Source organism: Paraburkholderia terricola (assembly GCF_900142195.1).
In the GTDB taxonomy this organism is placed as follows: Bacteria; Pseudomonadota; Gammaproteobacteria; order Burkholderiales; family Burkholderiaceae; genus Paraburkholderia; species Paraburkholderia terricola.
Map to the genome: position 1 here is coordinate 146110 of NZ_FRAB01000003.1, position 21315 is coordinate 167424.

Consider the following 21315-nt stretch of genomic DNA (forward strand, 5'->3'; position numbering starts at 1 on the left):
ATGACCGAAAAAACTCATGCATCGCTGGCGATTCCCGCGCGCGAGACCGAAGACGGCCACGCGTTGCCGCCGCGCCATCGCGAATGGAAGCGCGCCAAAATCACGCTGTGGATCGTGCTGGCGCTGCTCGCCGTGGGCGCGCTGCGCACCGTGATCGCAAACGTAATGGAAAGCCGCTCGATCGCCGAAACGACGAAGCAGAACGCGGTGCAGTACGTGCACGTGGTGAGCCCGACGCGGGCCGACGGCGGCGGCCACACCTTGTTGCCCGGCACCTTGCGCGGCAGCGTCGAATCGCCGATCTACGCGCGCGCCACCGGTTATCTGCTGCACTGGTACGTCGATATCGGCGCGCGCGTGAAGCAGGGGCAATTGCTCGCCGATCTGGACACGCCCGAAATCGATCAGGAACTCGCGCAGGCATTGGCGCAGCGCCAGCAAACCAGCGCGAGCCTCGGCCTCGCCAAAAGCTCGCTGGAACGCTGGCAGCAATTGCGTCAACGCGATGCGGTCTCGCAACAGGAACTCGACGAACGGCAAAGCACCTACACGCAAGGTCTCGCCAACCTCGCCGCCGCGGATGCGAACGTGCAGCGCTTGCGCCAGCTCGAATCGTTCAAGCGCATCGTCGCGCCGTTCGCGGGCGTGGTCACGCAGCGCAACGTCGACGTCGGCGATCTGATCGACGCGGGCAGCGGCACGAGCCGCGCGCTCTTCGCGCTCGCGCAGTCGGACCCGCTGCGCGTGTATGTGCAATTGCCGCAGGCGTATGCGCAAAACGTTTCGATCGGACAGAACGTGGTGGTCACGCAGGCGGAACTGCCGGGCCAGCAGTTTCACGGCACGATCACGCACATGTCCGGCGCGATCGACGTGCCCACCCGCTCGCTACAGGTGGAAGTGACGCTGCCCAATCCCGACGACACGCTGCGCCCCGGCGCGTATGTGCAGGTCGCCGTGCCGACCGTCGCGCATGCGCAATTGATGGTGCCGGGCAACACGCTGCTGTTTCGCGCGGAAGGTCCGCGGCTTGCGGTGGTGGATGCGAAGGGCAACGTGCAGTTGCGCAAGATCGTGATCGCGCGCGACCTCGGGCAGTCGTTGGAAATCGAAAGCGGGATCGAGGCGGGCGACAAGGTCATCATCAACCCGAGCGATTCGATCGCCGACGGCGATCACGTGCAGATCGCGCAGCCGGGCAAGGACGGCGAGGGGGCGTCGTGAGGCGGGCGTTCGTTTGCCACACTCTCTCCCGCACCCTGGCGGCGCTCGCCGTCACCGCGAGCGCCGCGTGGCTCGCCGCCTGCACGGTCGGGCCGGACTATCAGCGGCCGCAAGCCGACGTGCCGCCCGCCTGGCAAACCGATTCGTACTGGCGCGTGGGGGTGCCCTCGCACGCGCCGATTTCGCCGGACTGGTGGCAGGCGTTCGGCGATACCACGCTCGACACGCTGGAAACCCAGGCGCTCGCGCAGAATCAGACGCTCGCCGCCGCCAGCGCGCACTACGAGCAGGCCAAGGCGACGCTCGCGACTACCCGCGCGCAGCAGACGCCCGAAGTGGATTTGAATGCATCGGCGTCGCGTTTCAGGATTTCGCGCAGCCGTCCACAGACCAATTACGCCACGCCGACGATGTCGACGGTGCAGAACAATCTGCAGCTCGGTCCGTCGATCAACTACGACACCGATCTGTTCGGCCGGATACGGCGGCAAGTGGAAGGCGCGGCGGCGTCCGCGCAGCAATCGGCGGACGACCTCGCCAACGCGCGCCTCGTGCTCACCACCGACCTCGCCACCAGCTATTTCTCGCTGCGCGAACTCGACGCCGAGATCGACGTGCTGAATCAGTCGGTGACGCTCCAGCAGAAGGCGCTCGATTACGTGACATCGCAGCACGATCTGGGCGCGGTGTCGGGCCTCGACGTGTTGCAGCAGAAGTCGCTGCTCGATTCGACCCGCGTGCAGGCGCAACTGCTGCTGAACCAGCGCGCGCAGTTCGAGCATGCGATCGCCGCGCTGGTCGGCGTGCCCGCGCCGCAGTTCGCGATCGCACCCAGGGCGCTCGACGCGAAGCTGCCGGCGATCGCGCTCGGCGTGCCCAGCGACGTCCTGCAACGCCGTCCCGACGTGGCGTCCGCCGAGCGCGCAATGGCGGCGGCGAATGCGCAGATCGGCGTCGCCAAGGCGGCGTTTTTTCCGAGCTTGACGCTCACGCCCAGCATCGGCTGGGAAAGCACGCAGTTCGCGAGCCTGCTGAGCGCGCCCACGCTGATGTGGACGCTCGGCGCGGCGGCCGGCCAGGTGCTGTTCGACGGCGGCCGGCGCGCGGCCAACGTTCAGTTTGCGAGCGAAGGCTACAAGGCCACCCAGGCGACCTACCGGCAGACCGTGCTCAACGCATTCCAGCAGGTGCAGGACGGCATCACCGGACTCTCGGTGCTCGACGGCGCGGCGAAGGAGTCACACGCGGCGGTGGCCGACGCGCAGCATCTGCTGGCGCTCGCCAACGACCGTTATTCGGGCGGCCTCGTCGCCTATCTGGACGTGATCACCGCGCAGCAATCGCTGCTCAACAGCGAGCGCCAGGACGTGCAGATTCGCGGCCAGCAGATGACGCTGGCGGTGTCGCTGGTGAAGGCGCTGGGCGGCGGCTGGGACGCCGGCGCGGACGTGGCGGGCCTGTCATCGCCGAAGGACGCGACGCGACAGGATTCGAAGCAACAGGATTCGAAGCAGGCGGATTCGAAGCAGGCGCTGGCTCCCGCGCGATGAGCCGCCCGGCCATGACGCAGCAGGACACGCAAGAGCGTGGCGAAAGCGTTTCGTATAATGCCGACACAAGGGGACGCGCATGAAATTGCTGATCGTTGAAGACGAGCACAAGGTGGTGGACTACCTGCGCTCCGGCTTGACGGAGCAGGGCTGGGTCGTCGACGTCGCGCTCGACGGCGAGGAAGGCATGCATCTGGCCACCGAATTCGATTACGACGTGATCGTGCTCGACGTGATGCTGCCCAAGCGCGACGGTTTCAGCGTGCTGAAGGCGCTGCGCATGCGCAAGTCCACGCCGGTCATCATGCTTACCGCGCGCGATCACGTGAACGACCGCGTGCGCGGCCTGCGCGAAGGCGCCGACGACTACCTCACCAAACCGTTTTCCTTCCTCGAACTGGTCGAGCGGCTGCATGCGCTCGCGCGCCGCACGCGTTCGCAGGAGTCGACGATGATCGCCATCGGCGATCTGTTCGTCGATCTGATCGGCCGGCGCGCGACCCGCGACGGCGTGCGTCTCGACCTGACCGCGAAAGAGTTTCAACTGCTCAGCGTGCTGGCCCGCCGCCAAGGCGACATTCTCTCCAAGACGGCGATTACCGAACTCGTGTGGGACGTCAATTTCGACAGCCATACGAACGTGGTCGAAACCGCGATCAAACGCTTGCGCGCCAAGCTCGACGGACCGTTTCCGTCGAAGCTGCTGCACACCGTGCGGGGCATGGGCTACGTGCTCGAAGTGCGCGAAGAGGCGGAGCCGTCATGAACCGTTCGATCGCCCGCCGCCTCGCGCTGATGTTCGCGCTCGTCGCGCTCTCGGTGTTCACGCTGGTCGGCACGGGCCTGTTTCTGGTGTTGCGCACGCAGCTCGAACACCACCTGCGCGAGTCGCTCGACGACCGCGCCCAGGTCGCGCGCCTCATGGTGTACCACGCGGTGACGCCGGAAAAGTGGCGCATGACCCGTGAAAAGCTCACCAACATGATGCCGCACGACCGCAGCACGATGTATGCGGTGTCGAGCGCCGATCCGTATTTCCACTACGGCACGCCGGTCGCGGGCACGGTGGTGAAAAGCTGGCCCGAGGGCTACGCGCGCGTGTCCCCCGCCGGCGGCGGCGACGACATGCTCATCGCCACGCTGGCGATTCCGGCCAATGCCGCGCGTCCGCCCGTGCAATTGCAGGTGGCCGCCAGTTGTTCTCCCAACGACCGCACGATGCGCGCCTTCGGCGCGGCGCTCGCGGCGCTGTCGGCGCTGGGCAGTCTCGCCGTGCTGCTGCTCAGTTACTCGGTGACGCGGCTCGGCCTCGCGCCGCTCAGGCGTCTGACGCGGGACGCGTCCGCCGTGAGCCCGAACAACCGCTCGCAGCGGCTGAACACCGCGTCGCTGCCGCTCGAACTGAGCGATCTCGCCAACTCGTTCAACGGCGCGCTGGAACGCCTCGACGGCGCCTATGGGCGCCTCGAATCGTTCAACGCGGACGTGGCCCATGAACTGCGCACGCCGGTCACGATCCTGATCGGTCAGACCGAAGTGGCGTTGACGCGCAATCGTTCCGTGGAAGATCTGCGCCATACGCTGCAATCGAATCTGGAGGAATACGAGCGCATGCGCGCGATCATCAACGACATGCTGTTTCTCGCCCGCGCCGATCAGGGCGAGCGCGCGACGGGTCTCGTGGAAGTGTCGCTCGCCGCGGAAGTCGCGCATACGCTGGAGTTCCTGGAGATTCCGCTCGAAGAGGCGCGCGTGCATGCGCAATTGCACGGCGACGCGATGGCGCGCGTGAACCGCTCGCTGTTCGGCCGCGCCTGCGCGAATCTGTTGATGAACGCGATCCAGCACTGCGCGCCGGGCGATGCGATCAGCGTGACGATCGCGCGTGAAGAGGACCACGTGCGCGTGGCGGTGGCGAACCCCGGCGAGCCGATCGCGCCGGCCGTGCTGGAGCATCTGTTCGACCGCTTCTATCGCGCGGAAGTCTCGCGCACGAACAGCCGCGAAAACCACGGGCTCGGTCTTGCGATCGTGAAGGCGATTGCGGAGATGCATCGCGGCACCGTGTCGGCGCACAGCGCGGGCGGCCTCAATACGTTCGCGTTCTCGGTCGCCGCCGCGCGCAGGGAAACGGAGCCGCCGGCGGCGCGCGCGAATGCCGGCGTGCCTTCCGAGGCGGCCGCTTATTCGTCGCTGGTAAAGGGCAAGTCGGCCTGAACCGGACGGCGCTGCCTGACCGGTTGCGCGTTGGCCGGCGTCAACGCGCTCACGCGCACGCCCAGGAGCCGCAGCTTGCGGTTCAACTCTACGCGCCGCAGACATTCGGTGGCCGCGCGGCGTATCTCGGCGGCGTCGGCGGTCGGTTCGTCCAGCGTCAGATCGCGCGTGACCGTGCGGAAGTCGTCGTAGCGCAGCTTGATGCCGATCGTCCGGCCCACGTAGCCCTTGCGCACGAGGTCTTCCGCGACCCGCACGCACAGGCCGGTAAACGAACTGGAGAGCGCCGGCCGGTCATGACGCGGATGCAGATCGCGCTCGAAGGTCGTTTCGCGGCTGATCGACTTGGGCTCCGATTCCACCACCACCGGCCGCTCGTCGTGGCCTTGCGCGATCTGCATCAGCCACGCGGAGTAACTGCGCCCGAAGTGGTCCTGCAGCAATCCCGCGTCCGCCGCCGCCAGATCGCCGACCGTCGCGAGACCGAGCGCCGTCAGCTTTTCCGCCGCCTTCGGCCCGATGCCGTTGACCTTGCGCACCGGCAACGGCCACACGCGCAACGGCACGTCCGCCGGCGTGAGAATCGTGAGGCCGTCCGGCTTGTCGAGTTCCGAGCCGATTTTCGCGAGCAGCTTGTTCGGCGCCACGCAAATGGAGCAGGTGAGGCCGGTCGCCTGATTGACCGCCTGCTTGATGCGCGCGGCGATCTCGCGCGGCTCGCCCGGCACCTCGGTCAGATCGATATAGATTTCGTCGATGCCGCGGTCCTCGATCCGATCGGTAAACGTGGCGACCGCCGACTTGAAGAGGCGCGAGTAGTGCCGATACGAGTCGAAGTCGGTGGGCAGCAGAACCGCGTCGGGCGCGAGCACGGCGGCCTTCATCATGCCCATCGCGGAGAACACGCCGAGCGCGCGGGCTTCGTAAGTGGAGGTGGTGACGACGCCGCGGCCCGCGTAATCGCGCAGCTTCGCGAAGCGCCGGCTGCCGTCCTCGAGTGTTTGCGGCGCGCCGTTGCGGCCGCCGCCGATCACCACCGCCTTGCCGCGCAGTTCCGGATAGCGCAGGAGTTCGACGGACGCGTAGAACGCGTCCATGTCCAGGTGCGCGATGCGGCGGCTTGCAGAACTCATGGATGGATGGCGGAAACGAATGACGGCAAGGGATGACGGCAAGAGACGGCAAGAAACGACGGCAACGGCGGCAGGCCCGGTTTGATTCGATGCGCTTGCCGTGCTGCCTGTGAAGTGGCTTGCCGCGTCGGGCGTCTGGATACGCGCCGCGCAATGAACGCGCGGCGCGCCGGATGCCAAGCCGTAATAGTACCTTGCTCCGCCTGGGCAAGGTGCCGCGCGCGGGCGATCCGCCACCGCCGCCGCTACCGTTTTACGCAAGCCGCAAGGGCTTGCCGTGACGCTTACTGCTTGATGCCTTCGGCCTGGATATGCAGCGCGGTCTGCATCTTGAAGCCGTACGCCTTGCCGAAGTCGACGCCGAAATCGTCGCGATTGAACGTCGCGGCCGCTTCGGTGCCGCACACTTCACGCTTGAGCATCGGGTTCACGAAGCACTTGAACGATTCGATCTTCAGATTCACCGGCTTCGTGATGCCGTGCATCGTCAGCGTGCCGATCACTTCCACCGGCTTGTCGCCGTCGAAGCGGACCTGGGTGCCCTTGTAGGTGGCGGTCGGATACTTCGCGGCGTCGAAGAATTTGTCGGTGGCCAGTTCCGCGTCGAGCTTGTCGTTGCCGATGTCCGCCGAGCTCATGTCGATCGTCACGTTCACCGTGCCGGTCTTCGCCGCGCGGTCCAGCACCACGGTGCCGCTGCTTTTCGTGAACTTGCCGCGCCAGGTCGACACGCCGCCGAAGTGATCGGTTTCGAAGCTCGGGTAGGTGTGCGTCGGGTCGAGCTGATACGTGTCGATAGCCATTGCGTTGAACGACATGGCTGCGGCGAGCGCGCCCGCGGCGAGCAAAAATTGTTTCTTCAAGTTGTTCTCCAGATTTCGGGAAGTACGGCGATGCTTCGGGTTTGATTCGGGTTGGAATTACTTCTTCGAGGCGACGATGTGAAACTTGATGACGACTTCGTCCGCGACCACCGACGTGTCTTTCCATTCGCCGGTGCCCACGTCGAACTGCGTGCGCCTGATCGGCAACGCGCCGTCGAAGGTCTGCGTGGCGCCCTGGCTCGCGATGGTGACCGGCACCACCACGGTTTGCGACTTGCCCTTGATGGTGAGCTTGCCGGTGATCTTGTACTGGTTGCCGCCGGCCGGCGCGATGGCGCTGGAAACGAAGGTCGCGGCCGGATAGGCGGCGCTGTCGAACCATTCCTTGCCTTGGGCCTGCTTGTTGTAGTCGTCGGCGCCGAGGTCGTAGCTGCCGGTGTCGATCGACACGTTGGCGCTGCCGGCGGTCGGCTTGGCCGGATCGAAATTCAGTTGCGCGGAGAACTTCCTGAACTTGCCGTCGACCGGCACGTTCATCTGCTTCGTCGTTGCAATCACGCTGCTTTTGCTGGTGTCGACATCGGCATGCGCGAGGCTCGCGCCGAAAAGGGAAAGGCCGGCGATGACCGCGACTGCCGGGCGCAAGAATGGGCGAGAGAAGTTGGTTTTCATGGTGGTACGCATCCTATCGAACCCGCGTGCGTTGATTGCACACCGTCGGGAATTAAATTGCCAACAGGCCGTGGCCAATCGCCTGTTACCTGATAAACGGAATCATGCGGGCGAGCAAGCCGTCGCGATCGACGAACTGATGCTTGAGCGCCGCGAGAACATGCATGGCGACGAGCGCGAGCAACGTGTAATTGAGCAGCACATGCACCGTGCGCAGCGTTGCCTTCAGCGCCTGGTCCGGGCCGATGAAGGTGGGCAGCGGCACGATGCCGAGGTACACCACCTGAATGCCGGCGGCGGAACTGTAGAAGTAGCCGGAGAGCGGAATCGCCAGCATCAGCAGGTAGAGCACGCCGTGCACGAGATGGGCCGCGGCCTTCTGCCAGGCGGGCGTGGCGCTGTCGAGCGCCGGCGCGCGATGCGTGGCGCGCCACAGCACGCGGGCGACGGCGAGCATGAAGACGGTCACGCCGATCCACTTGTGCCAGGAGAAGTACTTCAGCTTGGCGGGCGTGAAGCCGGGGATATCGGTCATGATCCAGCCGAGATAAAAGCCGCAGACGATCCATACCGCGATCAGCCAGTGCAACGCAACGGCGGGTCCGTTGTAACGGACGGGATCGGAGGAAAGCGATTTCATTCGTTGATGCTCATGGTCGTAACGGTCGCGAGTGAATGCGGATAGTAGGGATCTCAACGAAAACTGAATAGGCGGGCGGAAGGGAACAGATCGTTGTAGCCGTGACGCTAATACGGATGAATCGAGCGGTGCGGCGGCCCGGAACCGGCGGGGGCGACCGGGCACTGTGTTAATTTGCCGGCTAAATGACACCCGCGTGACACCAGCGTGCCATCAGCGCGCCACGTCAGGCGCCGCACAAGCACAAGCACCACGACAGCCCCCATGAGGACTTTCAAGCCATGAACAGCACCGACGAAAACAGCGCCGCGCCAGGCCCGGACTTTCTGCAGCACGACACGGCGCCGGCCACGGCTGCCGTGGAAGGCTATCTGGAACACGATGCGGCGGTCTACCGGACCTTGCTCGAATCGACCAAGGCGATTCCGTGGAAGATCGATTGGGCGACGATGCAGTTCGCCTATATCGGTCCGCAGATCGAAGCCTTGCTGGGCTGGACGCCCGCGAGCTGGAAGACCGTGCAGGACTGGGCCGCGCGCATGCATCCCGACGATCGCGACAAGGTGGTGAATTTCTGCGTCGCGCAATCGAAGGCGGGCACCGATCACGAAGCGGACTATCGCGCGCTGACCAGCAAGGGCGAATACGTGTGGTTGCGCGACGTCGTGCACGTGGTGCGCGACGCGCGCGGCGAGGTCGAGTCGCTGGTCGGCTTCATGTTCGACATCAGCGAGCGCAAGAAGACCGAGGAGAAACTCGCCGAGTTGCAACGGGAACTGGAAGCGCTGTCGTTCCAGGACGGTCTGACCGGCGTGGGCAACCGCCGCCAGTTCGACGCCGTCCTGCACCGCGAATGGAGCGCGGCCAAGCATCATGGCGCGCCGCTGTCGCTGGTCATGGTCGACGTCGATTTCTTCAAGTCCTACAACGACTATTACGGACACGTGCAAGGCGACGCGTGCCTGAAGCGGATCGCCGCCGTCTTGAGCGCGGCGGTGCGGCCGGGGGATTTCGTCGGCCGCTTCGGCGGGGAAGAGTTCGTGCTGGTGTTGCCGAACACCGGCGCCGAGGCCGCGCGGCAGGTGGCCGAGCGCTGCCGCGACCGGATCTCGGCCGCGGACATCGCGCACGAGCGCTCGCCCTTCCGGCAAACCGTCACCGCGAGCTTCGGCGTCGGAACCATGATTCCGTCTGAAGCGGCCGATCCGATTGCCTTCGTCAACCTGGTGGATTCGCAGTTGTATCTCGCGAAGGACAACGGACGCGACTGCATCGCGGCGGTGAACCGGGCCGGGTAGCGGCGAAGCCAGGGGCCGGATCGCGGGTCATGCCGCGCAGCCACGCCGCGCTCGCGCGCCGATCAACAAGAATTCAGGACCTGTGTCGTGACCGCTATTTTTCTCTCATGGGGTATCGCCGCCGCCGCCACGGCCGGCGTCATCGCCCGGCCGTTCAAATGGCCCGAAGCCGTGTGGGCCGTCGCCGGCGCGCTGCTGCTGGTGTCGCTCGGGCTGTTGCCCGCCCATCTGGCGATCGAGGCGGTCGGCAAGGGCGCCGACGTCTACCTGTTCCTGTTCGGCATGATGCTGCTGTCGGAAGTCGGCCGCCGCGAGGGGCTGTTCGACTGGGTCGCCGTGCTCGCGGTCAACCATGCGCAAGGCTCGCCGCGTAAGCTGTTCCTGCTGGTCTATCTGGTCGGCGTGGTCATCACCGCCTTCCTTTCGAACGACGCCACGGCGGTCGTCCTCACCCCCGCCGTGTTCGCCGCCGCGAAAAAGGCGAAGACGGATCCGCTGCCCTTGCTGTTCGTCTGCGCGTTCATCGCCAACGCGGCCAGCTTCGTGCTGCCGATCTCGAATCCGGCCAACATCGTGCTGTACGGCAATCACACGCCCGCGCTCGGCGCCTGGCTGATGCGCTTCACGCTGCCCTCGCTGTTGTCGATCGCCGCGACTTACGCGCTGTTGCGCTGGACTCAGCGCAAGGCGCTCGCCGGCATCTGCGAGACGAATCTCGAACCGCTCGAATTGTCGTCGAGCGGGCGTGTCGCGCTGGCGGGCATCGCGGTGACGGCCGCCGTGCTGCTGACGGTCTCCGCGTTCGACGTGCCGCTCGGCTTGCCCACCGCGATCCTCGGCGCGCTGACGGCGCTGGTCGTGCTGATTCAGGAGCGCAAGTCGCCGCTGCCGATGATCCGCGAAATCTCGTGGAGCGTGCTGCCGCTCGTCGCGGCCTTGTTCGTGCTGGTCGAGATGCTCGATCACACCGGCGTCATCGCGATGCTGGCCGCGCTCACGCAGCAGGGTGCGCTGCATAACGAAGTGACGACAGCCGGTTGGGCCGGCGCCGCGATCGCGTTCGGCAGCAATCTGATGAACAATCTGCCGGCGGGCCTGATCGCCAGTTCGACGGTGATGCAGGCGCACAGTCCCGAGCGCGTGATCGACGCGCTGCTGATCGGCGTCGATCTCGGCCCGAACCTGTCGATCACCGGCTCGCTCGCGACGATCCTCTGGCTCAACGCGATCCGCCGCGAAGGCGAGGACGTGAGCTTCATGAAGTTTCTGAAAGTGGGCGCGGTGGTGATGGCGCCGGCGCTCGTGCTGGCGCTGGCCGCGCGCATCCTGATGGGTTGAGCGGCTGGCGGGGCGCGCGGCGGTTCATGGGTGAGCGCCGCGCGCCGGGCAGCCCGGCGATTTTGCGTTTCTGCGTTTCTGCGTTTCAGCGTTTCAGCGTTTCCGCGATTCAGCGTTTCCGCGATTCAGCGACCGCCGCCCACGCGTTGCGCGAGGGCGGCGCCATGCGTCATGAGCGCGTGCCCGCCGTACGCAACACGGGCTCGGCGTGGGCGGTTTGCGCCGCCGACGTCTCGATCGCGCGCAGCGTCGCCTCTAGCCGTGCAACGCGGGCGCGTTGCGTGGGCATCAGCGACGACTGGTCAAACATGCGCAGGCGATTGCGCCAGTAAGACAGCGGAATGCGGTCCTGCGCGGAAATAAGCCCAAATACGTGTTCGAGATGGGCGATCTCCTGGTCGACGTTCTGATAGCTCATCTGGCGTTCCGGAAGAAGAGGTGGCTGGGCAATGCGGCAAGCGGTGCGTCGTCGTGCCGACGCCGCCGCTGCGCGCTTGTCCGTCACGGTGAAGGCGCGGCCATCGACAGGCTCGCTTACGAGCGCGCCCGCTGGCCGCCCTCCTGGGCATCCTCTGGCAGCGGATCGGCGGTGCGCCGCTTGGCCGACTGATCCACGGGCGGCGGCGCACTCTCGCCGAGCTGTCCCTCGGCTTCCAGCTGACGCAGCGCTTTCTCCCAGTATTCGTCCGCCTTGCCTTCGGGCGACGCATCCTGTTCCCACAACTCGTAGGCCCGCGTGCGGATTCGTGCTTCGAGGTCCTGGTCCATCGTTTCGGCTCCCTTGGTGCTGGCTGGATTGCTGGGTTGCGGGCGCGTAAGCCCGCGGTCGGGCGCGCATATCCGACGTGGTCGACCCGTGGACATGCCCGCCGGTATGAGGATTCAGCAAGGAGCGTTCCGCGGTTCGCGGGTCGCGCGCGGGTTGACGTGCCTTGTTGATCCGCGATTTCCCCCGAGATTTGGCCTTGACCCGTTGCGCCCCGCCACTGGCGCGTCGCGGCATTCTTCAGCACAAGGGAAATCCACCGGGCGTGTTGCCCGCCGGCTTGCTCTATGCTGCTGCAACGGCTTTTGCGGCATCCGCCACGCCGGGACCGCAGAGCACCCAGCGCGCCATGACATAGGCGACACGATTCCGGAATGGCCTTCGGGCAGCGCATCCATAAGAACCCGGCCTGTCATCGAACGGATCGCGGGACAAGCAGGCGACGCTCGACAGCTCGATCCAGGGAGTCAGTCATGAAAAAGTTGCTCGCCAGCGTGGTTCTTTCGGCAGAGGAACCGGAGCAACTGAAGGCGCCGTTTCAGCGCGGGCGCAATGCTCGCGCGCATGGCGGCGGCTGCCGTTTCATCCGCGCGCGGGCGGAGGGCTGGAATGTGGGTGGCGTTGCCGCGGTTATCCGGCCAGGCCGCTTGAGAAAGCGGCGCCGGTTACGCGTTGGCCGTGCCGCTCAGCTTCGGTCCAGCCACGCATCCAGGCCCACGCGGAAAGCCACGCCCGCGATCACCGGCACGGTCAGCATGAGGATGATGCCGAAGTTCGGGATCGGGTCGCCGTAGGTGATCGGACCATACAGCACGACACCCGCGACGACCGCGAAGACCAGCACGCCGACGACAACCATCAGCAGATTGCGCGCCACGATGGAGAGGGACTTGCGCTTTGCCTTGCCCGTGGTGCTGGCAGTGGGGGCGTCGTCGTGTTGGGCGGGCATGATGGTTCTCGTGACGGGGAAGATACGGCCGCAAGTCCGGCGAAAGCGGTGGTAATGAGCAATGGCGAAAGCGACGCCAAAAGCGACGCCAAAAGCGACGGCGATCAGCAATGGCGATCAGCAATGGCAAGAGCGCAACGCCGGAACGAACGGCGGTCCCGGCGCGCGACCGGCATCATACCAGGGCGCGCCGGCTTCTAACACTTTATACCGCGCCGCGCGCCATCGAGACGACATCGCGGCGACCTCGCGGCGACATCGGCGAGACCGCTAGGACGCCGCCGCCGTATGATCGAGCCACTCCGCGAGTTCGCGCCGCAACTGCATGATGTCGACCGGTTTGCCGAGCAGACGCGCGCCGGGGATCGTGTCGCCGATCTCCGCGCTGTCGCCATACCCCGACACCAGCAGCACGCGAATCTCCGGCTGCTCGCGCAGCACGGCACGCGCGAGGTTGTCGCCGGACATGCCGGGCAGCGTGAGATCGGTGAACAGCACCTCGTAACGTTGCGTGGGCAGAAGCGTCAGCGCTTCTTCCGCGCTCGCGACGGCGGTGCAGTGGAGACCGAGCGCGGCGAGCAGCTCGCGAAGCGCGTCGCGCGAGTCCGCGTCGTCCTCCACCAGCAGCACGCGAGCCGTGTGCCTCGTGGAACGGGCAGCGCGCGTCGAGGCGCCAGCCGGCGCGACCGCACGCCGATGCGTTTCCACCTTGGACTGTGTGCCGCAGCCGTACACGGCGGGCGGCACGCAGGCGGCGATCTGACCATCCGCGACGCTGGCCGCGGCGGCCGCGCCGGCCACGCCCGCGCGCAACACGTGGCGCACCTTGCGGGCGAGGTCGTCGCGCCGGTAGGGTTTGGACAGCAGCGTGATGCCGGCGTCGAGCTTGCCGTGATGAACGATTTCGTCGCGCGTGTAGCCGGAGGTGAACAGCGTCGGCACCGGCGGCTTGCGCGCGGCGGCGCGCTGCGCCAGTTCCACGCTTTTCACGATGCCCGGCATGACCACGTCGGTGAACAGCAGATCGATCGGCACGTCGCTCTCGATGAACTCGATCGCCGCGTCGCCGCTCGACGCGGTCAGCACTTTATAGCCGAGTTGCGCGAGCATTTCGACGGCGGTGAGACGCACGTCGGCATCGTCCTCGACCACCAGAATCGTTTCGCCGCCGCCGGCCGGCGCCGTCGTTTGATCGACCGTTTCGACTGTTTCGGGCTCGCGGCAGCGCGGGAAAAACAGCGAGACGGTGGTGCCGCTTCCCACCTCGCTTTCGATCACCGTGTGCCCGCCGCTTTGTCTGACGAAGCCGAACACCATGCTCAGGCCGAGGCCGGTGCCGTGGCCGTCGGGCTTGGTCGTGAAGAACGGTTCGAACACGCGTTGCAGCACGTCGGGCGACATGCCGGCGCCTGTATCGGTTACCGAGAACACCACGTATTCGCCCGGCGAGAGATCCGGCTTGTCGCGGCAAAACGCGGGGTCCAGCACGCGATTCGCGGCGCGCACGGTGAGCGTGCCGTCCGCCTGCATCGCGTCGCGCGCGTTGATCGCGAGATTCAGCAGCGCATTCTCCAGTTGATTGCGGTCGGCCTGCACGTGCCACAGATCGTCGCTCAATACCGTTTCGATCTTGATGGTCTCGCCGAGCGCGCGGTGCAGCATTTCGCTCATGCCGGCGAGCAGCCGGCGCGGGTTCAGCACGGTAGGCGAGAGCGGCTGGCGACGCGCGAAGGCGAGCAGATGCGCGGCCAGTTTCGCGCCGCGTTTCACCGCTTCGGTCGCGGCGGACAAGCGGCGCTGCGTGGCCGGATTGTCGCCGGCGTCGGCGGCAAGCATCTGCAGATTGCCGTTGATCACTTGCAGCACGTTGTTGAAGTCATGCGCGACGCCGCCCGTGAGGCTGCCGATCGCTTCCATCTTCTGCGCCTGGCGCAACTGGTCCTCGGCCAGCGCGCGCGCCGCGACTTCATCGGCGACGCGCTGTTCGAGCGTTTCCGTCAACTGACGCAGCGACTGTTCGGCGATCTTGCGCTCGTGAACGTCGATCAGCACGCCGGGAAAACGCGTGGGTTGGCCGTGCTCGTCGAACTGGCACTGGCCGTTCGCCTGCACCCACATGTACTCGCCATCGGGCCGGCGAATCCGGTACTCGGCGCGAAACGGCTCGCCCGTGCGGATCGCCTCGATGGTGAGGCGATCGTTGAGCGGCTGGTCGTCGGGATGGATCACCTGCGTGGCGGACCCGCGTTCGACGCCCTGCACGGCTTCCTCGACGGAAAACGAAAAGGTGCGCGCGAAACGTTCGTCGCCGGTGACTTTGCCCGTGCGCACGTCGAGCACCCAGGTGCCGAGCACGGCGCCGGTGTTGAGCGCGAGTTGCAGCCGCTCGTTGGTCTCGTGCAGTTCGGCCTCGGCGCGTTGCCGCCAGCGTTCGGTGAGCACCCGCGCGGTGGTTTCGACCACCACCGCCAGCACGCCGGCCGGCGCGCCGCTGTCGTCGGCGACCGGGCTGTAGTAGAGGTCCATCCAGACGTCTTCGGGGTTGCCGTCGCGCAGCAGCACGAGTTCCTTGTCGCGATACGACAGCGTGTCGCCCGCGAGACAGGTGCTCATGACATGACGATTGAACTCGGCGACCTCGGGCCAGCCGATTTCGACCGGACAGCCGAGCAGATACGGATGCCGCCCGCCCGCGAAGACCGCGTAGGCGTCGTTGTAGATCATGTAGCCCGGCTTGCCCCACAGCAGGACGAGCGGAACGGGCGAGGCGAGCAGCAGTTGAACGGTGGCGGTCAGACTGCGCGGCCAGTGTTCGATCGCGCCGAGGCCGGTGGCGGCCCAGTCGAATGCGCTGATGCGCTGCGCCATCTCCCCTCGCCAGCCGGGGCAACCGTGGTCTTGTGCCGGAAAGGGCATGCTGCGCTCCACAGAGGTCACGTCGATGAGAGGCCCGCTCCACCGCTGCGCATCATGCGCTCGACTTCCCAGCGGAAGCGGGGCGAATCTTCCGCCGTGGGCAGCGGGCCGGCGCGACGCTGCCGGCAGCGTCAATTGTAGGCCACAACGCCCGGCTCGTGACGCGCACGGCCCGTGCGCCGGGGGTTGAGGCGAGGATTGAATCGATGGAGCGTGCGAAGAACGTTGTCGCGAGTTTTAGCGGCGCTTTCGTGGAGTTCGTGGACTCGCTGACGGCATCTTCAATTGCACGTCGCCGTTCACCACGGCGATGGACACCTTGAATGCTTCGATCAACGCGCCGCGTTTCAACTGCCGGTGGTGGACTCGATGGCGAAAGGCATTGAGGCGAGGATCGTGAACGGCGGCTTGCAGATGCGACTCGCCGCGTTATACGCGCCACGTGATGCCGCTACCGTCGAGGCAGCGCGCCGGAAAGCGGCATCACGTGATTGCAGGGTGTGAGCCAGCGCCGCCGATTCAATGCACGAGGCGCGGAATCCTGATCTGGCCGATCTGCTCCACTTCTCCGAGCCCATTGATCACGCATGCCTGACCGAGCAGCACATCGTAGTTCAGCCCCGCACCCCTGAGTTGTTGCGCACTGAGCCCGCCGCTCGTATGGCCGATATAGACCCAGTATTGCAGCGGCTGACTGCCGACGTCGATCTCGCCCGCGTTGAGGATGATGCCCACGTGTTTCTCGGCCCGATAGTGGTCGGGCCGGGCGTTCTTGTCGTCGTCGGCTTTCCATTCCTCGATGAAGCTGTCGTAGCGGCTCGCGCGCAAGGAGACGAAATCGTAAGCGAGCGCGTCGTTGAAGACGCCTTCGAGAAAGGCCCGGCGCGCTCCGTCGGCGCCCATCGCCTTGCACATCGCGCCGAGCAGGTCGCTGTTCAGATTGGCCGCCGCGCGATTGAAATGCTCCGGCAATCCCACGACGTACCAACTGGCGCTTCGTTCCGACTCGTGCATGGCGGGCATGCCGAACTCCATGCGCATACCGCGTTCATCCCAGCCGAGGAAGACGCGCATCAGGCATTCGATGTCGTTGGAGAAAAGCCATTCGCCCGGTTGGGTTCGAGATTCCCCCGGATCGTCTCCCGCGCAACTGATTGCGAAGCGCGGACGCCCGATTTCGTTGACGTATTCCTCGAATTGCTTCCCGCACGGAAGAACGGCCCTAAAAACCTTGGTGACTTGCAGGGGGACTTCATCATTTTAATACCTCCTGACTGGATGTCCTTGGCAGACAAGAAACGAAAATACTCCAAATTATTTACGACAGGAAGAGGGTATCGGTAATAAAAAACGTTCTATGGCATGGCATCTTTTATTGTGCGGTGCGATTAAAAAATTCAGATTGAAATTCACTCATTGTCATGCTCTTATGTTTGGCTTGGTTATCGCACGACAGGGGATTTTATTGAGATAGTCTATAGAGTGAATGGAGAATCAATTTCAAAGGGAAAAGTAAAACCGAGAAATGGAATTGGTGCGTACAGGGCTATGAAGATTATTGGCCGGATTGGGCTTGAATTTTTTCATTCGATGGCATAAAGACTTTCGCGACCGAATTGTTGAATCGCCCCGCGCATGCATGCGACTACTTCGGACAAAGCGGCGTTTTTAACAATCTCGCCAGTCGTTGCCGAAACCTGCCGGTTCTTTTTTTGCGTGAAGGCATAAATATTGGTCATACGATTGCCGATATACAGTGGCAGAGTGACCTGGACCCGCCTGATATTCATCAATATGCCTTTTACCTCAACGCAGAAACCGCCCGATTCAGGCTTGCGCGAACGCTTTCACCGGCGATCGCTGGAGCACCAGCGTCCGCTCTCGACCGTGACGATGGCCTTCACGGTTGTCGCGTTCCTTTGCTTCGTGGCGGCGCGCGACCTCGTCGACGGTCCGGCCGTGCCGCTGGCCTACCGGCTGACGTGCGCGCCGGTGCTCGCGCTGCTGGTGCTGGCGATCCCGCGCGCAAAGTCGACGTGGTTGTTCGGCGCGATCGGCGTCGCGTATTCACTGGTGCTGACGGCGGGCATTGCGCTTAATATCGTCGGGGTCCAGCAGCCGCTGTTATGGGCGCTGCCCGCGATGGTGGTCATACCCATCTGCGCCGCGCCTTTGTGGCTCACGCCAACGCATTACTTCGTCGGCAGCGCGCTGTTCTATGCCGCCGCGTTCGCCTTGCTGTCCGGCGAGCCGCGCACGCACGACCTCGACGTGGTCGCGTGGATGTGGATCGCGGCGATCGGCATGCCGACGTCGGCCGTGTATCACTTCGGCTTTTACCGGTTCCGGCGCAATCACTTCTTGCTCGAGAGCCAGCTCGCGCAGCTCGCCGCGACCGATCCGCTCACCGGCTTGCAAAACCGCCGCTCGTTCGTCAAGCAGGCCGAGCGTCGCCTCGACAATTCGCAGCCGGGCGCGCGGGTTAGCGCGATCTTTCTGGACATCGACAACTTCAAATCGCTGAATGACCGTTTCGGCCATGCTGCCGGCGACCAGGTGCTGTACCAGGTCGCCCAGGCGCTGATGGAGGAAACCGCCGCCGAAGACAGCGTGAGCCGGGTCGGCGGCGAGGAGTTCGCGGTGCTGCTGCAGGACGGTCTCACGGGCGCGCTCCAGACGGCCGAGCGGCTGCGCGGCGCGATTGCCGCGATCGAGCGGCCGGACGGCTATCTGACCGCGAGCTTCGGCGTGGCCGAGCATCGCAGCGGCGAGACCATCATGGCGCTGCTCGATCGCGCCGACGAAGCCTTGCTGCGCGCCAAGCACTCCGGCAGAAACCGCGTGTGCGCCGAACGCGCGCCGCCGTTCGAGCCGTTGCAACTGCTTGCCGGCGAGGCATCCGCGCAAGGCGGCGCGGCGGCGCGCTACCGGTGGGAGGATTACTATCTCGCCTCGCATTTTCAGCCGCTCTATAGCTTGTCGCATCAGAAGCAGGTGGGCTTCGAGGCGTTGCTGCGCGGCGAGCAGGACGACGGCACGCTCGTCCCGCCGATGGTGCTGTTCGCACCGAGACCGTCCAGCGACGAAGGCGCGCTCGACCGCGCGAGCCACGCGGTGCATCTCGCCCACGCGCGCACCCGATTGCCCGCCGAGGCGTGGCTCTTCCTCAACATCCTGCCGGCCACGTTCGTCGCGGATGGCTATGCCGACAAGCTCGCGGCAATGGTGTGCGCGGTCGGCCTGGAACCGGAACGGGTGATTCTCGAGATTCTCGAGTCGCACGGCGGCAGCGTCGACGATATGTCGCGGGCGGCGGCCTTGTATCGCGCGCACGGCTTCCTGATCGCCGTCGACGATTTCGGCGCGGGTCAATCGAATCTCGACCGTCTGTTCCGTATCCGGCCGGACCTCGTCAAGCTCGACGGCGAACTGATTCGCGCGACGGGACACGGCATCGAGCAGCCGATCCTGCCGAAGCTCGTGTCGCTGCTGCATCATGCCGGGATGCTGGTGGTGGTCGAGGGCGTGGAGACCACGGAGGAACTGATTCTCGCGGTGGAGTCGAACGTCGATTTCGCGCAAGGCTACCTGCTCGGCCGGCCGGCCGCGGAGATCGCGCCGCCGGAGTCGGTGCGCCGGCGCATCGATGACGCGTTCAACGTGATCGCGCAGGGGCGGGCGCATCAGCATGCGTTGTTCGAGTCGGAGGTCGAGCCTTACCGGTCCGCGTTGCGCCTCGCCGCCGACGCGTTGCTGCGCGGCGTCGCGATGGAGGAGGCGTTTGCGTCGCTCGCCACGTTCGAGCGTTGCGTGAGCTGTTTCATTCTCGACGATGCCGGCCGGCAGATCGGGCGCGAACTGCCGGGGCCGGCGTGGCGTAGCGAGGTCGCCTCGCTGCATCCGGTGGCCAATCCTCGCGATGCCCGGTGGGATCATCGGCCTTACTTTCGGAATGCGGTTCTGTTGCCTGGCGTTGCCGTGGCGAGCAACCCGTATCTTTCCCTCGCGAGCGGCAGGCCGTGTATCGCGGTGACGCTGGCGGTGCAGTTCGCCGCCGGGCGCTCCGTCATTGGAGTGGAACTGGATTGGTCGGCGCTCGGCTTGCCCTGGCCCGCCGGCGACTGAGCCGTCCGCTGCTTCGTTCTACCGGCTGCTTCAAGCGCCGCGTCCCGACTTCCTCCCGTTTTTCTGTTGTTCCCCTCCACCACGCTCGTCAATGATCACGCCTTTGTTCGAATGAACATGCGCGTGCGGATGACATTAACGTAAGTCGTCAGATGACATAGGCAGAATGCTCGCTCTCATATGGTATTACGCGCTGAAAACCGCATATTTCGTTCGAAAAACATGGTTTACCCGAGTATCAACGATCGAACAAATTGATATGATGTCCGACCATAAAAGGACAAAAATTGTTCGTTTGCGAACAAGGACATCACTGCCGGCGCGCTGCGCGCTGCTTGGCACCGAGACAAATGGAGGAGCATCTTGCGAAAAATCGTCGGTCTACGCTGGTGGATCATCGCGCTGGTTTGCCTCGGCACGATCGTCAACTACCTGTCGCGCAACGCGCTCGGCGTGATGGCGCCGCAGTTGATGACGCTGCTGCACATGGACACCAAACAGTACTCGTATGTCGTCGGCGCATTCCAGGTCGGCTACACGATCATGCAGCCGGTGTGCGGTTTGATCATCGACCTGATCGGTCTGCGGCTCGGCTTCGCGCTGTTCGCGTGTCTGTGGTCGCTGGTCGGCTGTCTGCATGGCTTCGCGACCGGCTGGGTGTCGCTGGCGGCGCTGCGCGGCCTGATGGGGCTGTCGGAAGCGGTCGCCATTCCCGCGGGCATGAAAGTGGTGGCCGAGTGGTTTCCGAATCGCGAGCGCTCGGTGGCGGTCGGCTACTTCAATGCGGGCACGTCGCTGGGTTCGTTGTTCGCACCGCCGCTCGTCGTGTTCCTCTCGTTGCGCTACGGCTGGCAGAGCGCTTTCGCCGTGACGGGTGCGTTGGGTTTCGTGTGGGCGGCGGTCTGGTTCGCGCTGTATCGCTCGCCGGCCGATCATCCGCGTATTTCGCCGAAAGAACGCGACAAGATTCTCGACGGCCAGTCGCCGGTTGCGTTGTCGGGCGAGGGCGGGCATCGCGTGCGCAAGGTGCTCGGCACGCGGCGTTTCTGGGCCATCGCGCAGGCGCGTTTCTTCGCCGAGCCGGCATGGCAGACCTTCAGTTTCTGGATTCCGCTCTATCTCGCCACCGAACGCCACATGGATCTGAAGCACATCGCCATGTTCGCGTGGCTGCCGTTTCTCGCCGCCGACCTGGGCGGCCTGTTCGGCGGTTATCTCTCACCGTTCCTGATGAAACGGTTCCGCATGCCGATGATCGCCTCGCGCATCGCCGGCGTGGTGCTCGGCGCGTTCATGATGCTCGGGCCGGCCTGCATCGGACTCGTGGCGTCGCCGTATGAGGCGATCGCGCTCTTCTGCGTCGGCGGCTTCGCGCACCAGATGATCTCGGCGCTCGTCAACACGCTCGCCGCCGACGTGTTCGAACCCGGCGAGGTCGGCACGGCGAGCGGCTTCGCCGGCATGGCGGCGTGGATCGGCGGCCTCGGCTTTTCGCTGCTGGTCGGCCAGCTTGCCGGCTCGATCGGCTATACGCCGCTGTTCGCCGCCCTCGGCGCGTTCGACCTGATCGGCGCGACCTTGCTCATCGTCCTGATGCGCGGCGTGTCGCGCGACGCGCAGCCGCATCCCACCGATCAAAGCGCGAGCGCGTCCGCCTGACCTT

General features: G+C 65.3%; 18 protein-coding genes and 1 pseudogene. 9 read left to right on the forward strand and 10 right to left on the reverse strand.

Annotation, left to right across the window (positions count from 1 at the left end):
* The 4 genes from BUE39_RS03995 (at position 1) to BUE39_RS04010 (ending at position 4991) form a co-directional block, all read left to right on the forward strand.
* Entirely contained in the window at positions 1–1224 is a 1224-nt protein-coding gene (locus BUE39_RS03995) for an efflux RND transporter periplasmic adaptor subunit (protein ID WP_073427356.1), read from the forward strand.
* A complete protein-coding gene (locus BUE39_RS04000) occupies positions 1221–2774 on the forward strand; it encodes an efflux transporter outer membrane subunit (protein WP_073427357.1) in 1554 nt (517 codons plus the stop codon). Before BUE39_RS03995 ends, BUE39_RS04000 begins: the two co-directional genes overlap by 4 nt.
* Positions 2775–2853: 79 nt before the next feature.
* Entirely contained in the window at positions 2854–3540 is a 687-nt protein-coding gene (locus BUE39_RS04005; RefSeq protein WP_073427358.1) for a heavy metal response regulator transcription factor, read from the forward strand.
* Entirely contained in the window at positions 3537–4991 is a 1455-nt protein-coding gene (locus BUE39_RS04010) for a heavy metal sensor histidine kinase (RefSeq protein ID WP_073427359.1), read from the forward strand. The genes BUE39_RS04005 and BUE39_RS04010 overlap by 4 nt, the downstream gene beginning before the upstream one ends.
* Here BUE39_RS04010 and dinB read toward each other — a convergent pair.
* The 4 genes from dinB to BUE39_RS04030 form a co-directional block, all read right to left on the reverse strand.
* Positions 4958–6124 carry a DNA polymerase IV gene (gene dinB / locus BUE39_RS04015; protein WP_073427360.1) on the reverse strand — a complete coding sequence of 389 codons (1167 nt, stop codon included), beginning with the start codon at positions 6122–6124 and terminating at the stop codon, positions 4958–4960. The genes BUE39_RS04010 and dinB overlap by 34 nt on opposite strands.
* A gap of 284 nt (positions 6125–6408) precedes the next feature.
* Entirely contained in the window at positions 6409–6987 is a 579-nt protein-coding gene (locus BUE39_RS04020) for a YceI family protein (protein ID WP_073427361.1), read from the reverse strand.
* A gap of 57 nt (positions 6988–7044) precedes the next feature.
* Positions 7045–7632, reverse strand: a complete 588-nt coding sequence (locus BUE39_RS04025) for a YceI family protein (protein WP_412534841.1) — start codon at positions 7630–7632, stop codon at positions 7045–7047.
* Between the two features lie 73 nt (positions 7633–7705).
* Positions 7706–8260: a cytochrome b gene (locus BUE39_RS04030; protein ID WP_073427363.1), complete on the reverse strand. Its 555-nt coding sequence runs from the start codon at positions 8258–8260 to the stop codon at positions 7706–7708.
* 281 nt (positions 8261–8541) lie between these two features.
* On the opposite strand from BUE39_RS04030, the gene BUE39_RS04035 reads away from it, so the two are divergent.
* Together BUE39_RS04035 and BUE39_RS04040 are read left to right on the forward strand one after the other, a co-directional pair.
* Positions 8542–9558, forward strand: a complete 1017-nt coding sequence (locus tag BUE39_RS04035) for a sensor domain-containing diguanylate cyclase (RefSeq protein WP_073427364.1) — start codon at positions 8542–8544, stop codon at positions 9556–9558.
* Between the two features lie 87 nt (positions 9559–9645).
* The gene (locus tag BUE39_RS04040; RefSeq protein ID WP_073427365.1) at positions 9646–10896 is read left to right on the forward strand and encodes an arsenic transporter; all 1251 of its coding nucleotides are present in this window, start codon (positions 9646–9648) and stop codon (positions 10894–10896) included.
* A 169-nt stretch (positions 10897–11065) separates the two neighbouring features.
* Here the strand turns inward: BUE39_RS04040 and BUE39_RS04045 are convergent, their stop codons facing one another.
* Together BUE39_RS04045 and BUE39_RS04050 are read right to left on the reverse strand one after the other, a co-directional pair.
* Positions 11066–11314, reverse strand: a complete 249-nt coding sequence (locus BUE39_RS04045; RefSeq protein ID WP_073427366.1) for a hypothetical protein — start codon at positions 11312–11314, stop codon at positions 11066–11068.
* Between the two features lie 116 nt (positions 11315–11430).
* On the reverse strand, positions 11431–11664 hold the full coding sequence (locus BUE39_RS04050; RefSeq protein WP_073427367.1) for a DUF2934 domain-containing protein: 234 nt from the start codon (positions 11662–11664) through the stop codon (positions 11431–11433).
* Positions 11665–12162: 498 nt separating this feature from the next.
* Here BUE39_RS04050 and BUE39_RS35320 point away from each other — a divergent pair.
* Positions 12163–12313: pseudogene (locus tag BUE39_RS35320) on the forward strand (ATP-binding protein); the annotation flags it as partial.
* Positions 12314–12347: 34 nt separating this feature from the next.
* On the opposite strand, the gene BUE39_RS04055 reads toward BUE39_RS35320, so the two are convergent.
* From BUE39_RS04055 to BUE39_RS34785, 4 genes are all read right to left on the reverse strand, one after another.
* On the reverse strand, positions 12348–12611 hold the full coding sequence (locus BUE39_RS04055; protein WP_073427368.1) for a hypothetical protein: 264 nt from the start codon (positions 12609–12611) through the stop codon (positions 12348–12350).
* A gap of 270 nt (positions 12612–12881) precedes the next feature.
* Positions 12882–15527, reverse strand: a complete 2646-nt coding sequence (locus BUE39_RS04065) for a response regulator (RefSeq protein WP_073427370.1) — start codon at positions 15525–15527, stop codon at positions 12882–12884.
* 519 nt (positions 15528–16046) lie between these two features.
* Positions 16047–16601 carry a hypothetical protein gene (locus BUE39_RS04075; protein ID WP_073427372.1) on the reverse strand — a complete coding sequence of 185 codons (555 nt, stop codon included), beginning with the start codon at positions 16599–16601 and terminating at the stop codon, positions 16047–16049.
* Between the two features lie 509 nt (positions 16602–17110).
* Positions 17111–17266: a hypothetical protein gene (locus BUE39_RS34785; RefSeq protein WP_159442542.1), complete on the reverse strand. Its 156-nt coding sequence runs from the start codon at positions 17264–17266 to the stop codon at positions 17111–17113.
* A gap of 55 nt (positions 17267–17321) precedes the next feature.
* On the opposite strand from BUE39_RS34785, the gene BUE39_RS04085 reads away from it, so the two are divergent.
* Both BUE39_RS04085 and BUE39_RS04090 read left to right on the forward strand, forming a co-directional pair.
* Positions 17322–19652, forward strand: a complete 2331-nt coding sequence (locus BUE39_RS04085) for a bifunctional diguanylate cyclase/phosphodiesterase (protein ID WP_073427374.1) — start codon at positions 17322–17324, stop codon at positions 19650–19652.
* A 363-nt stretch (positions 19653–20015) separates the two neighbouring features.
* On the forward strand, positions 20016–21311 hold the full coding sequence (locus BUE39_RS04090) for an MFS transporter (RefSeq protein ID WP_073427375.1): 1296 nt from the start codon (positions 20016–20018) through the stop codon (positions 21309–21311).
* Positions 21312–21315: the final 4 nt, after the last annotated feature.

What these genes read in the sequence shown, in the direction of transcription:
- BUE39_RS03995 (WP_073427356.1), top strand. Translation starts at nt 1, where the DNA reads ATGACCGAAAAAACTCATGCATCGCTGGCGATTCCCGCGCGCGAGACC.
- BUE39_RS04005 (WP_073427358.1), top strand. Translation starts at nt 2,854, where the DNA reads ATGAAATTGCTGATCGTTGAAGACGAGCACAAGGTGGTGGACTACCTG.
- BUE39_RS04010 (WP_073427359.1), top strand. Translation starts at nt 3,537, where the DNA reads ATGAACCGTTCGATCGCCCGCCGCCTCGCGCTGATGTTCGCGCTCGTC.
- dinB (WP_073427360.1), bottom strand. Translation starts at nt 6,124, where the DNA reads ATGAGTTCTGCAAGCCGCCGCATCGCGCACCTGGACATGGACGCGTTC.
- BUE39_RS04025 (WP_412534841.1), bottom strand. Translation starts at nt 7,632, where the DNA reads ATGCGTACCACCATGAAAACCAACTTCTCTCGCCCATTCTTGCGCCCG.
- BUE39_RS04030 (WP_073427363.1), bottom strand. Translation starts at nt 8,260, where the DNA reads ATGAAATCGCTTTCCTCCGATCCCGTCCGTTACAACGGACCCGCCGTT.
- BUE39_RS04035 (WP_073427364.1), top strand. Translation starts at nt 8,542, where the DNA reads ATGAACAGCACCGACGAAAACAGCGCCGCGCCAGGCCCGGACTTTCTG.
- BUE39_RS04045 (WP_073427366.1), bottom strand. Translation starts at nt 11,314, where the DNA reads ATGAGCTATCAGAACGTCGACCAGGAGATCGCCCATCTCGAACACGTA.
- BUE39_RS04050 (WP_073427367.1), bottom strand. Translation starts at nt 11,664, where the DNA reads ATGGACCAGGACCTCGAAGCACGAATCCGCACGCGGGCCTACGAGTTG.
- BUE39_RS04055 (WP_073427368.1), bottom strand. Translation starts at nt 12,611, where the DNA reads ATGCCCGCCCAACACGACGACGCCCCCACTGCCAGCACCACGGGCAAG.
- BUE39_RS04065 (WP_073427370.1), bottom strand. Translation starts at nt 15,527, where the DNA reads ATGCCCTTTCCGGCACAAGACCACGGTTGCCCCGGCTGGCGAGGGGAG.
- BUE39_RS04075 (WP_073427372.1), bottom strand. Translation starts at nt 16,601, where the DNA reads ATGCGCGTCTTCCTCGGCTGGGATGAACGCGGTATGCGCATGGAGTTC.
- BUE39_RS34785 (WP_159442542.1), bottom strand. Translation starts at nt 17,266, where the DNA reads ATGACCAATATTTATGCCTTCACGCAAAAAAAGAACCGGCAGGTTTCG.
- BUE39_RS04085 (WP_073427374.1), top strand. Translation starts at nt 17,322, where the DNA reads ATGCCTTTTACCTCAACGCAGAAACCGCCCGATTCAGGCTTGCGCGAA.